We start from the raw sequence: 12,901 nt of genomic DNA, 5'->3' as shown, positions 1-12,901 counted from the left end.
AAATGCGTAATATCACTATTTGTGTGGTAATAAAAAAGGAGAAAACTTGATGAGCACCGACCTTAAATTTTCACTGGTAACAACGATTATCGTCCTCGGTTTGATCGTGGCCGTGGGTTTGACTGCCGCGCTGCACTGATTTCCTCTCGAGGGAGCGCGTTCTCCCTCGCATCTCCTTCCTGTTTGTTAGCAAAATGGCAAAAGTGTTTTCTCTTTTTGTTATTTTCATTTTTTTGTGATTGCTGTCATGCTTTCGCCACTTTAATGAATATCGCGTAATGACGCGAAGAGGTGGAGATAAGGCATGAAAATTAACTATCCGTTGCTGGCGCTGGCGATTGGCGCGTTTGGTATCGGGACAACGGAGTTCTCGCCAATGGGCTTGTTGCCCGTCATTGCGCGCGGTGTGGATGTCTCGATTCCCGCTGCCGGAATGTTAATCAGTGCCTATGCAGTTGGCGTAATGGTTGGCGCGCCGCTGATGACGCTTCTACTTTCTCATCGTGCCCGCCGCAGTGCGTTGATTTTCCTGATGGCAATTTTCACGCTCGGCAACGTACTTTCCGCCATCGCGCCGGATTATATGACCCTGATGCTTTCACGCATTTTGACCAGCCTGAATCACGGAGCATTTTTTGGTTTGGGTTCAGTCGTGGCCGCAAGCGTGGTGCCAAAACATAAACAGGCCAGCGCAGTTGCCACTATGTTTATGGGGTTAACCCTGGCAAATATCGGTGGCGTGCCGGCGGCGACCTGGTTGGGTGAAACCATCGGCTGGCGGATGTCATTTCTGGCAACGGCGGGGCTGGGAGTGATTTCAATGGTAAGTCTGTTCTTCTCATTACCTAAAGGTGGTGCAGGGGCACGACCTGAAGTGAAAAAAGAGCTGGCGGTATTAATGCGTCCGCAGGTGCTGTCTGCATTGCTGACGACGGTACTGGGAGCTGGTGCAATGTTTACCCTCTACACCTATATCTCTCCGGTACTGCAAAGTATTGCCCACGCAACACCGGTGTTCGTTACGGCAATGCTGGTGCTGATTGGTGTCGGATTCTCTATCGGTAACTATCTCGGCGGCAAACTGGCAGATCGTTCAGTTAACGGCACGTTGAAAGGCTTTTTGTTGTTGTTGATGGTGATTATGCTGGCAATCCCGTTCCTGGCCCGCAATGAGTTCGGCGCAGCTATTAGCATGGTGGTGTGGGGCGCAGCAACCTTTGCGGTCGTACCGCCGTTACAGATGCGCGTGATGCGTGTCGCCAGTGAAGCGCCAGGTCTGTCTTCATCAGTCAATATTGGTGCCTTTAATCTTGGAAATGCGCTGGGAGCAGCTGCTGGTGGTGCGGTAATTTCCGCTGGGCTGGGATACAGCTTTGTGCCGGTGATGGGAGCGATTGTCGCGGGACTGGCATTATTGCTGGTGTTTATGTCAGCCAGAAAACAACCTGAAACAGTTTGCGTTGCTAACAGCTAATTAAACAAAAACGCAGAAGGATAACCTTCTGCGTTACAGTTGCTGACAACGTGCGATTTATCTTGCCGAATGCGCTGTTAACGCCTCATCCGCGTTGGCATGGTAAGCGAAGCGCATCAGGCAATGCTGCATTTGCCATCAGTTATTATGCAGCGAGATTTTTCGCTACGAATTCCCAGTTCACCAGCGCCCAGAAGTGCTCCAGATAGCCAGGACGTGCATTGCGATAGTCGATGTAATAAGCGTGTTCCCAGACATCAACGGTCAGCAGCGGAGTCGCATCGGTGGTCAGCGGAGTACCCGCGTTAGAGGTTGAAACGATAGCCAGTTTGCCATCGCTGTTTTTCACCAGCCAGGTCCAGCCAGAACCAAAGTTTTTGATCGCTGCATCAGTAAACTGCGCTTTGAAATCGGCAAAGCTGCCAAAAGATGCGGCGATAGCTTCAGCGACTTTTCCAGTCGGTTCGCCACCGGCGTTCGGTGCCAGGCAGTTCCAGTAGAAAGTATGGTTCCAGACCTGAGCTGCGTTGTTGAATACGCCACCTTCAGAGCTGCGAATAATCTCTTCCAGTGATTTACCTTCAAACGCGGTACCTTTAATCAGGTTGTTCAGGTTAGTGACATAAGTCTGATGATGCTTGCCGTAGTGATACTCGATAGTTTCCGCAGAAATGTGCGGTGCCAGAGCATCTTTAGCATATGGTAGTGCAGGTAATTCGAATGACATTGCTACTCTCCTTTATTATTAATTTGCATACGTACAATAGCCTTATTGTGCGTATGGATAGGGTAGCAAATTAAAAGGTGAGACAAAAGATGAACTTACCCTGTTGCCGTAACAACAGGGTAAAGTTTTAGCGAAGTGTTTTTGGGGTCATTACCCGACGAGCGCCAACATAGTGGCGCTGCCAGTAGTCTTCACTGAGAGAAGTGATTTGAATTTCCTGACCTGTGCGCGGTGACTGAATAAATTTGCCGTTGCCGACATACACGCCGACATGATCGGCTGTGCCGCGTCCCTGAGTACGGAAAAAGACCAGGTCGCCGTTTTTCAGTTCACTACGTTCGATTGGCGCTGCATCACGCAGGTGATACATTTCATTCGCCGTACGCGGAATACGAATTTTCACCAAATCTTTATAAGCGTAATAAACCAGGCCGCTGCAATCAAAACCGGTACGCGGTGAGCTGCCACCCCAACGATATGGCTTACCAATTTGCTGCATCAGTTTATTCATTGCCACTTTCGTAGCTTTTTGCACCTTCGCTTTGTGCGCGTCGGCAAGAGTTCCTGACGCGGCATTTTTGACTTTCACACAATGCGATTTATAGCCCTTACGTTTGGTACACTTTTCGGTAAAGCTGGCTGAGGCCGTTTTATTGACGGCGTGTTTGCTGCGAGTTTTGGCGTTTTTAGAAGCGGTAATGGAAGATTTTTTAACGGAAGAAGCGGTTTTGCTTTTGGTCGTACTTTTACTGGCGGCTTTTTTCGCTGTTTTCTGGGTCTTTTTGGTGGTTGCCGTGCTTTTCTTTTTATCTGCTTTTTTGGTGATATGAGTGGTAGCAGAACTCTCCCTGGCTTGCTTTGAAGCATGGGCCATAGGCGTTAAAGGCAGGGTGGTAAAAAGTAAAGCACAGAGCGTGATCGAAATACGGTTTATCCGCGCCACTGAGCGTCCCTCTGTTAAGGCAGGTCTATCATGCCTGCGTCTGATTTACAAAACTTGATGATTCTAATGCATAGAAGAAGAGAAAGTTAATAGCTTTTATTGTTAAAAAATACGTTTCGTTGGCGAGCGCAAAAAAATGCAGCAGTGAAAGCTAAAAATGGTTATAAATACGCCAGTTTGCCGCGCATCAGAGAAGAAACGAATATTTGAAATGCAACAAATAGAGCAAAGGGATAAAATAGCAAAAGCGTGATGAAAATGTTATTTTCCGATGCCGCACTGACCCGCTACAATGTCAGATTACTGCCGTAAAGAAGTTTGAGGAAGCAAGACAATGAGCACCACTATCGAAAAAATCCAACGCCAGATTGCTGAAAACCCGATCCTGCTGTACATGAAAGGTTCACCGAAACTGCCGAGCTGCGGTTTCTCTGCCCAGGCAGTCCAGGCGCTTGCCGCATGTGGCGAACGTTTTGCCTATGTTGATATTCTGCAGAATCCGGACATTCGTGCGGAACTGCCGAAATATGCTAACTGGCCGACCTTCCCGCAACTGTGGGTTGACGGCGAGCTGGTCGGCGGTTGTGATATCGTGATCGAAATGTATCAGCGTGGCGAACTGCAGCAGCTGATCAAAGAAACTGCCGCTAAATACAAGTCTGAAGAGCCGGACGCGGAATAATCCGTCCTGCAATACTGACGGATGCGAACGGGCATCCGTCAGTCCTTTCTCTATCCCCAATCCAGCCCTTGTGGCGAACTTGAAAATCCCGCCTCACGCAGCAGCGTAAACATCGGCGTTTGCCGGACCGGTAGATCATTCACTTCTGTTAGCGTAAAGCGCAGCCGTGGTTCGCGACGCAGTGCGGTAGTCAGCGCGTGGAAAACCTCTGGGGCGAGTAATTCCTCTTTTTCCTGCCAGACCAGCATTTTTTTGCCACCTTGCGCCAGATAGAGTAACAATTTGCCGCCAGAAACGACCACCAGCGCACCCGCCCGACGCGTTGGAACCAGCGTTGCCGGATGTGCAGGCCAGGGCAGAAGATTTCCCCACACATTAGCCGGATCGTTGGCAGAGAGCGCCACTGGTGTATAGTGGCGCGTTTGCGTGGCTTGTGTCGCCAGATCGCGCAATCGGTCAATAGTCAGACGTTCAGCGAATTGCGCGCCACCCAGACCTTCTACAAAACGACCTCGCATAATTCGCCCGGAGTCTTCCATACTTCGACAAAGCGTTTGCATCGATGGAAACCCGCCAGGGATATTTTCGGCTATCACCGCCTGACGACTGATGATGCCGTAGCGGTCGAGCATATTTTCCGCCAGCGCCAGCATCCTTTCGGTATCGTTTAGTGGCTCCACCTGCAATAACGACCAGCGTCCAGCCAGATTTGGTGTGTTGTAAGATACCAGCGGCGAGACGGGTTGCGCATAGACAGGACGTCCACGACGAGCCCGGTGACTGCGGCGAGTTGAGGTGCGTGCGTTGGAACTGCTGCGGGTGAGGGCGCGTAACGGTGCCCAAATGTCGCTGGTGATGACGCCTTGCCAGACCAGCGCCCATAACGCCTCTTGCAGGGCAGAGAGATCAACCGATTCGCCGATTTTGTCGCGTATCCGTTGGCTGATTTGTTGTGCAAACCAGGCTCCTCCGTCAGCCAGAACAGCGACTATCGCTTGTTGCAGCGCCGAACGATTCGCCTGATCCGCTTCGGCGGGAGTGAACGATTCTGCAGCATATTCCTGTAGATGCAGTGCCACCAGGCCGTCATCTTCACCCAGTTTTTTTTGCCCCGACCAGATAACCGCACCGGTTGCCAGTAATTCATCGAGCATTTCTGACGAATAGTCGCGTACGCGGGCAGGCAGGATCTGGCTTTCCCAGAGTGAGGCGGGTAAACCGACTCCGGCAAGCTGTTCGATCACCCGCATCACGCCATCTACGCCCTCATAAACGCCTGGCGATGTTGAGGCAAAGAGCGCCGGGCTACCATCGGTGGCGGGTAATACGCCCTGACGTTCCAGCAGCAATCGCGCATAGGTCGTGGCTGCAACGGGACGCGTCGCTTCTCTGGCGGCTTGCAGCGAGCGCAAACGCAGACGACGAAATACTTCATCGCTCACCCAGATGTCTTGTTGCAGATTCATCACCAGACCCTGTTCACGCAGTTGCTGAAGCTGCTCTTCGACAATGGCAATACCGAGACTAAACTCATGAGCCAGTTGTTCAGCCGTGACCAGAGCATGAGCCCGGAGATAGCGCAGAAAGAGATCGCGAAGCGGGTAACTGACTCTATGTAAATAAATCTCTGGCAATGACTCTGGTAGTCGTACGCCGAGGGCATCACGCAGCCTGGCGGCATCATCCATACAGGCAAGACGCTCCTGTCCGCTAATCATCGCTGGGAAGATTCGTTTTACTGCAAGAAGATTTTCCAGATACGACGCAACCTCTTCACTGCTGCCTGTATGCCGTTGCGCCAGGTCTTCAACGGTCATTGGCCCCAGTTCGCGCAGCAGGTCGAACAATCCTTCTTCATCTTTCGCTCTTCTGCCAGGAGCCAGTCGTTGCAACTCTTCTTCCACCTGGCGAATGACCTGCGGGTCGAGTAATTCCCCCGGATCGACCTGTCCGAGTAGATTGCGCAGTAACTCGCTGTCCAGCGACAGTACGGATGCCCGGCGCTCTGCCAGCGGGGCGTCGCTCTGGTACATAAATTCCGCGACATAGCCGAACAATAAACTTGTGGCGAAAGGCGAGGGCGTAGTGGTCGTTACATCGGATATTTGAATTTCGCCACCGTTCAGGCGACGCATCAAACGTTCCAGTGCGGGAAGATCATAAACATCTTGCAGACATTCGCGTAGGGTTTCGAGAATGACCGGAAAATCCGGATATCCCTGAGCGATTTCCAGCAACTGACTGGCGCGCAGCCGTTGTTGCCAAAGCGGGGTGCGATGGCCCGGAGTGCGCCCCGGCATTAATAATGCCCGCGCGGCGCATTCGCGAAAACGGGCGGCGAAAAGTGCCGAGCTGCCTACCGCCTCGCGGACAATTTGCAGCAACTTTTCTGGTTCAAACAAAAAAATCGCGGCGTCGGGCAATTTACCATCAGTGTCAGGAATGCGCGCAACAATGCCGTCATCACTGGCGACCACAGACGCGTCAGCGCCCCATAGGGCATGTATTCGCCCGGCAATCGCCAGCGCCCAGGGTTCATGCACCCGTCTTCCATAGGGAGAGTGCAAAATAATACGCCAGTCGCCAATTTCATCACGGCACCGTTCGAGGACCAGATGGCGACTCCCCGGAACGATGCCCGTCGCGTTGCGTTGCTCGTCAATCAACCCCTGAATATTGGCGATCGTATTTTCTTCTGCCAGCCACGGGGGAATAGTCCCGGAAAAGAACGCGCCATCCGCCAGCAAATGAAGAAAATCGCCGATCATCTCGCCTAATTCAGCCGGACGTCCGTTACCTTCACCACGCCAGAAGGGGAGCCGGGCAGAACGACCCGGAGCAGGAGTCACAATCACCTGATCGCGGGTGATTTGCTGGATCCGCCATGAGGTAGCGCCGAGAGTGATAATGTCGTTCACCCGCGACTCATATACCATCTCCTCATCCAGTTCACCCACCCGCCGCGAACCGGCCTGTTCTTCACCTTCGGGTAATAACACGCTATACATGCCACGATCCGGAATGGTGCCGCCGCTGGTAACCGCCAACAATTGAGCGCCAGGTCGGGCGGTCAATATCCCGGTCTCCCTGTTCCAGACCAGTTTGGGGCGAAAAGCAGAAAAATCGCCAGAGGGATAGCGCCCGGAAAGCATATCCAGCGTGGCGTCAAAAACACGTCTTGGCAGATCTTTCCACGGTGCGGCACGGCGTACGCGGGAGTACCATTCGTCTACTTGTAATGCCTCCATCGCCGCGGCGGCAACGGTTTGCTGCGCAAGGACGTCGAGTGGATTATGCGGCGGTGTCAGGTTTTCCAGCCTGCCTGCGAACATACACTCTACAATGACTGCGGAATCGACTAAATCACGCCGGGTACGGGGGAAAAACAGCCCTTTAGATACACCGCCAACCTGATGTCCGGCGCGACCAATGCGTTGTAACCCACTGGCAACAGAAAGCGGCGTTGCCACCTGAATCACCAGATCCACCGCGCCCATATCAATCCCCAGTTCAAGACTGGAGGTTGCGACCACGCAGCGTAATTCACCCGATTTCAGCGCCTGTTCGGTGATTGCTCGTTGTTCTTTAGAGACGGAGCCGTGGTGTGAGCGGGCAATAAAAACGTCGCTACTTTGTACACGGTTAGAGGTTGCGCCGGAGGTCGACTCGAAATGGGCCGCATCAACGGCGATAGACGGGGAACGCTGTAAGCGTGCGGCGTAAAGCTCATTTAATCGTGCCGTCAGTTTTTCCGCCAGCCCACGTGAATTAGTAAAGACAATGGTCGAGCGATGGCGCAACACTTCATCAAGGATACCCGTTTCAATATATGGCCAGATGGAGCCTTCCCGGCCGGCATGGCTGTCTTCGCCGGTGCCGCTGGCGACCGATGAGACATCATCCATATTGGCGACCGGTACGACAATTCGTATCTGCGGATGGCGCATTGCGGGCGGGTTGACTACCGTAACCGGGCGATCGCCACCAAGAAATGCTGCCACATCGCTGGCTGAGCGCACAGTGGCAGAAAGGCCAATTCGCTGTGCTGAGGTGTGGAGCAGCGCATCGAGCCGCTCCAGACTTAACGCCAGATGCGCACCACGTTTACTGCCCGCTACCGCGTGGACTTCATCAATAATTACCGTTTCGACGCCGCGTAGCGTTTCGCGCGCGCGGGAGGTCAGCATCAGATAGAGTGATTCGGGTGTGGTGATCAGAATATCCGGCGGATTACGGGTGAGTTTGCTGCGTTCCTGTGCAGGCGTATCGCCAGTACGGATCCCTACGCGAAGATTGACTTCCGTTTCGCCGCGCCGCCGCCGTTCATCGGCAATACCCTTCAACGGGAGCTGCAAGTTGCGCTGAACGTCGGTGCCCAGAGCTTTTATCGGTGAAATATAGAGGATGCGTGAGGTTTTACGCTTATGCGCCTCGCGGGTATCTTCGCCGCCTTCGCGGAAGAGCCGATCGAGGGCGTAGAGAAATGCTGCCAGCGTTTTCCCGGAGCCGGTCGGTGCAATCACCAGCGCATGTTCGCTTCGCGCCGCCACATGCCAGGTTTGCGACTGGACAGCGGTCGGCTGTTTAAAGGCGCGAAGAAACCAGTCGCGGGTCGCCGGTGAAAACACGTCCGGCAGGAGCGATGAAGGGTCTGGATTATCTGCCATTAACGCTATTCCCCGTGAATATCATGCTTGATGCGTGGAATAGCCTCACTATAGATGCCTGAATCATTGCATGTCATCAGGCATCGACTCGATTACACCTCTTCGGCGGCAGGTAGCGGCCAGCCTCCCAGACGTTTCCAGCGGTTGACGATTTCACAAAACAGCACAGCAGTGCGTTCGGTGTCGTACAGCGCGGAGTGCGCCTGGGTGCTGTCGAAGTCCATGCCAGCGGTCTGGCAAGCCTTTGACAATACGGTTTGTCCGAGTGCCAGCCCGGCCAGTGCAGCAGTGTCAAAAGTGGCGAAAGGGTGGAACGGGTTACGTTTCAGTGAGGCGCGTTCTGCGGCGGCCATCATAAAGCTGTGATCAAAATTGGCATTGTGCGCCACCATAATGGCGCGGTTACAGCCGCTCGCTTTAATACCTTTACGTACAACTTTAAAAATTTCGTGCAGCGCCTCGTATTCGCTGACCGCGCCGCGATCGGGATCGTTCGGGTCAATGCCGTTGAAGGCGAGGGCCTCTGGCTGCAAATTTGCGCCGACAAATGGTTCGACGTGGAAATGTAATGTGGTGTCCGGCATCAGCCAGCCTTGTTCATCCATTTTCAGGGTGATGGCGGCAATCTCAAGCAGCGCATCGGTTTTGGCGTTAAATCCGGCTGTTTCAACATCGATCACAACAGGATAAAAACCACGAAAACGGTCGCACAGACCGGTAAGTTGAGCGTTATCGGACATCTGATTCTCTTAATACGGATAAATTGCAGCGCGCATTATGACAAATATTACTTGTCGATGCAGTAAAGATGCGGGCGCGATGAGTTCACGCCCGGCAGGAGATTAGTTGCCCAGACCGCGACCGGCGTCTTTCTCTTCGATTAACTCAATTTTGTAACCGTCCGGATCTTCCACAAACGCGATAACCGTAGTACCGCCTTTTACCGGACCCGCTTCACGGGTCACGTTACCCCCGTTTTGACGGATTTTTTCGCACGCTTCAGCGGCGTTATCTACGCTAAGCGCGATGTGACCATAAGCAGTGCCGAGTTCGTATTTATCCACGCCCCAGTTGTAGGTCAGTTCAATCACCGCTTCTTCGGTTTCCGGGCCGTAGCCAACAAACGCCAGTGAGTATTTGTATTCCGGGTTTTCGCTGGTACGCAGCAGTTTCATGCCCAGCACTTTGGTATAAAAATCGATGGAGCGTTGCAGATCGCCAACGCGCAGCATGGTATGAAGAAGACGCATCTTTTTATCCTCAAAATGGCTAACAGATTCAAAATGTTGTTTTAGTATAGCGGCGGCTTTACGCCGCTCGCAATGTTGGATTACAACGTCGGGTAATCGGTATAGCCTTCCGCGCCGCCACCGTAGAAACTTTCGGCACGCTGTGGGTTAAGCTCAGCTTTGCGCTGCAAGCGGGCGACCAGATCCGGGTTCGCAATCCAGTCACGACCAAATGCCACCGCATCAATTAACCCTTTGCCGATCAGCGTTTCAGCTTTTTCTACTGTGTATGCACCTGCGCCGATAATCGGACCGTGGAAACGGGCGCGTACTTTTTCGCGGAACGCATCAGTATACGGTTCACCCCCCGCCCAATCTGGTTCTGACATATGCAGATAAGCAATGCCGCGTTTACCCAGTTGTTCAATCAGATACAGTGCATCGGCTTCTTCCTTCGCGCCGTTATCCGTGTTCTGGAAAGTACCGATTGGCGAAACGCGAATGCCAATGCGATCGGCACCCCATTCTTCAATCCCGGCATCGACCACTTCCAGTACCAGACGTGCGCGATTTTCCACGCTGCCGCCGTACTGATCGGTACGATGGTTTGAAGAAGGAGAAAGGAACTGATGCAGCAAATAACCGTGAGCAGAGTGGAGCTCTACCAGATCAAAACCGGCTTCACGCGCGTTAGCAATGGCCTGACGGAAATCATTGACGATACCTGGAATCTCTTCCAGTTCAAGCGCACGCGGCATGGATGTTTCAACACGGATCGCCTGACCATTTTCATCGCGCAGAGAAGTACGTGTTCCCGCGCTAAGTGCTGAAGGCGCTACCGGTGCCTGACCGCCAGGTTGCAGGCTGGCGTGAGAAATGCGTCCGGTGTGCCACAGCTGCACGGCCATATGACCATTTTCAGCATGAACGCCAGCGGTGATTTTTTTCCATGCGGCAATTTGCTCCGGACTATGGATGCCAGGCGCACCTGCATATCCTTTTGCCTGGGCAGAAATTTGCGTGGCTTCACTAATAATCAAACCGGCACTGGCACGTTGGCGATAGTATTCCGCCATCAACGGGGTAGGAATGTCACCCGGTTCAATACTGCGCAGACGCGTCAGCGGTGCCATAAAAATACGGTTTGCCGCCGTGATCGCGCCCACTTTCAGTGGGGAATACAGTTTTTCAGATGACATAAAGGCTCCCGGTCGTCTGGTGATAAAAAATGCCTGCTAAACGGCAGGCGTCGCAATAATGTTTTTTACATGGGCCAGCGCGTTTTCCAGTGGCTCGAAACTGCGCGAAATTTTGGCCTGCAGATTCGCACCCAGCCATAGTGCGTAAAGCACTTGTGCCTGTTGTAGCGGTTCGCCACAAAAGGTTAAACAATGGTTCTCACGGCCATTTTCCAGCGCCTGAGAGAGCAGGGCGATCACGCCGCGAGCACCTTTATCCATCGCGCTGCGCATATCTTCTGACAGATCGCACACTTCGGCAGAGAGTTTTACTGTCAGGCAACCATTGATGGTTCCATGTTGGCAAAACTGGTTCAGTGTTTGCTGGTAATAAGCCAGTATGCGGTCGCGGTAGTTACCTTCGCCGGATTGCAGCAACTCAGTCAGTCGCTGGTGATATGCGGCGTAATGACGCTCAAGCATGGCAACGCCAAACGCTTCTTTAGAGCGAAAGTAGTGATAGAAGGACCCTTTCGGCACTTCAGCGGTTTTTAGTAATTCGCTTAGCCCCATCCCGGTGAATCCACGTTGCAGGCAAAGTTGCTCGCCCGTCGCCAGGAGATGTTCGCGAGTATCATGTTCGGTGTGTTTGTTCATGCGTTGGAGTGTAGTAGACCAGTCGGTCTAGTGCAAGCAAAGTTGCTACTTTGGACATTAACAGCTTCAATAATGGTAATAATCTTATCTGAGGAGGGCGAAGTGGCGGAGCAATTAGAGTTCTTTCCCGTCCAGAGCCCGTGCCGGGGAATTTGCCAGTCTGACGAACGCGGGTTTTGTCGCGGCTGTTTTCGTAGTCGTGATGAGCGTTTTAACTGGAATAAAATGAGCGATGGCGAAAAACAAGAGGTGCTGCGCCTTTGTCGGCAGCGATTAATGCGCAAATTACGCGCAAATAAGCCAGCGTCATCAGACGAACCGGAGCAACCATCACTCTTTTGAACCTAATCTTGCGTATACTCCTCTCATATCTGATAAGAGGAAGCGATTATGGTTCAGCGTATTACTATTGCGCCGCAAGGCCCGGAGTTTTCCCGTTTTGTGATGGGCTACTGGCGATTGATGGACTGGAATATGTCCGCCCGCCAGCTGGTCAGTTTTATTGAAGAGCATCTGGATCTCGGCGTGACCACCGTGGACCATGCTGATATTTATGGTGGCTATCAGTGCGAAGCGGCGTTTGGCGAGGCACTGAAACTGGCACCTCACCTGCGTGAACGGATGGAAATCGTCAGTAAATGCGGTATCGCGACGACCGCGCGTGAAGAAAACGTCATTGGTCATTACATCACTGACCGCGATCACATCATTAAGAGCGCCGAACAGTCGCTAATTAATCTCGCGACCGATCATCTGGATCTGCTGTTAATCCACCGACCAGACCCGTTAATGGATGCCGATGAAGTGGCGGACGCGTTCAAACATCTGCATCAGAGCGGCAAAGTGCGTCATTTTGGCGTATCGAACTTTACGCCTGCGCAATTTGCCCTGTTGCAATCACGTCTGCCGTTTACCCTTGCCACTAATCAGGTGGAAATATCCCCGGTGCATCAGCCGTTACTGCTGGATGGCACGCTCGACCAACTACAACAACTGCGTGTTCGTCCGATGGCGTGGTCCTGCCTTGGTGGTGGTCGTCTGTTTAATGATGATTATTTCCAGCAGCTGCGTGATGAACTGGCTGTGGTGGCAGAGGAGTTAAACGCGGGCTCGATTGAACAGGTGGTTTACGCCTGGGTATTACGTTTACCATCGCAGCCGCTGCCAATTATCGGTTCAGGTAAAATTGAGCGCGTACGGGCAGCTGTCGAAGCAGAAACACTGAAAATGACCCGTCAACAATGGTTTCGTATCCGTAAAGCGGCACTGGGGTACGACGTACCGTAAGCACTTTTAGGAATAGCCGCCGTTCAAAAATGTGTCACTGGTTTACACTTATTCAGG

At 52.7% G+C, this 12,901-nt stretch carries 12 protein-coding genes; 5 read left to right on the top strand and 7 right to left on the bottom strand.

Annotated features, from left to right (window positions below; translation table 11 throughout):
- Positions 1–49 precede the first annotated feature (49 nt).
- Together cydH and FTE26_RS05600 are read left to right on the top strand one after the other, a co-directional pair.
- On the top strand, positions 50–139 hold the full coding sequence (cydH, locus tag FTE26_RS05605; protein WP_000102278.1) for a cytochrome bd-I accessory subunit CydH: 90 nt from the start codon (positions 50–52) through the stop codon (positions 137–139).
- Between the two features lie 165 nt (positions 140–304).
- Positions 305–1,474: an MFS transporter gene (locus FTE26_RS05600; protein WP_000701031.1), complete on the top strand. Its 1,170-nt coding sequence runs from the start codon at positions 305–307 to the stop codon at positions 1,472–1,474.
- A 145-nt stretch (positions 1,475–1,619) separates the two neighbouring features.
- On the opposite strand, the gene sodB is transcribed toward FTE26_RS05600, so the two are convergent.
- Positions 1,620–2,201: a superoxide dismutase [Fe] gene (sodB, locus tag FTE26_RS05595; RefSeq protein WP_000007283.1), complete on the bottom strand. Its 582-nt coding sequence runs from the start codon at positions 2,199–2,201 to the stop codon at positions 1,620–1,622.
- Between the two features lie 127 nt (positions 2,202–2,328).
- Complete coding sequence (gene mepH / locus FTE26_RS05590) at positions 2,329–3,144, bottom strand: peptidoglycan DD-endopeptidase MepH (RefSeq protein ID WP_000101193.1); 816 nt, start codon at positions 3,142–3,144, stop codon at positions 2,329–2,331.
- Between the two features lie 334 nt (positions 3,145–3,478).
- On the opposite strand from mepH, the gene grxD reads away from it, so the two are divergent.
- Positions 3,479–3,826, top strand: coding sequence for a monothiol glutaredoxin 4 (gene grxD / locus FTE26_RS05585; RefSeq protein ID WP_000108172.1), 348 nt, complete (start codon positions 3,479–3,481; stop codon positions 3,824–3,826).
- A 50-nt stretch (positions 3,827–3,876) separates the two neighbouring features.
- Here the strand turns inward: grxD and FTE26_RS05580 are convergent, their stop codons facing one another.
- The 5 genes from FTE26_RS05580 to nemR all read right to left on the bottom strand — a co-directional run bounded on the left by FTE26_RS05580 (position 3,877) and on the right by nemR (position 11,557).
- Entirely contained in the window at positions 3,877–8,493 is a 4,617-nt protein-coding gene (locus tag FTE26_RS05580; RefSeq protein WP_001348288.1) for an ATP-dependent helicase, read from the bottom strand.
- A gap of 92 nt (positions 8,494–8,585) precedes the next feature.
- Complete coding sequence (gene rnt, locus FTE26_RS05575; RefSeq protein WP_001282281.1) at positions 8,586–9,233, bottom strand: ribonuclease T; 648 nt, start codon at positions 9,231–9,233, stop codon at positions 8,586–8,588.
- 102 nt (positions 9,234–9,335) lie between these two features.
- On the bottom strand, positions 9,336–9,743 hold the full coding sequence (gene gloA, locus FTE26_RS05570) for a lactoylglutathione lyase (protein ID WP_001237796.1): 408 nt from the start codon (positions 9,741–9,743) through the stop codon (positions 9,336–9,338).
- A gap of 80 nt (positions 9,744–9,823) precedes the next feature.
- Positions 9,824–10,921 carry an N-ethylmaleimide reductase gene (nemA, locus tag FTE26_RS05565; protein WP_000093584.1) on the bottom strand — a complete coding sequence of 366 codons (1,098 nt, stop codon included), beginning with the start codon at positions 10,919–10,921 and terminating at the stop codon, positions 9,824–9,826.
- A 36-nt stretch (positions 10,922–10,957) separates the two neighbouring features.
- Positions 10,958–11,557, bottom strand: a complete 600-nt coding sequence (gene nemR / locus FTE26_RS05560; RefSeq protein WP_001032932.1) for a DNA-binding transcriptional regulator NemR — start codon at positions 11,555–11,557, stop codon at positions 10,958–10,960.
- Between the two features lie 102 nt (positions 11,558–11,659).
- On the opposite strand from nemR, the gene FTE26_RS05555 reads away from it, so the two are divergent.
- Together FTE26_RS05555 and FTE26_RS05550 are read left to right on the top strand one after the other, a co-directional pair.
- Entirely contained in the window at positions 11,660–11,899 is a 240-nt protein-coding gene (locus FTE26_RS05555) for a DUF1289 domain-containing protein (RefSeq protein ID WP_000840481.1), read from the top strand.
- A 48-nt stretch (positions 11,900–11,947) separates the two neighbouring features.
- Positions 11,948–12,844 carry an aldo/keto reductase gene (locus FTE26_RS05550; protein ID WP_000250661.1) on the top strand — a complete coding sequence of 299 codons (897 nt, stop codon included), beginning with the start codon at positions 11,948–11,950 and terminating at the stop codon, positions 12,842–12,844.
- Positions 12,845–12,901 lie beyond the last annotated feature (57 nt).

It is taken from the genome of Escherichia sp. S10b (genome assembly GCF_028421345.1).
GTDB lineage: Bacteria > Pseudomonadota > Gammaproteobacteria > Enterobacterales > Enterobacteriaceae > ECMA0423.
Note: the sequence above shows the minus strand (reverse complement) of the source record. Positions and strands in the feature narration are given on the sequence as shown.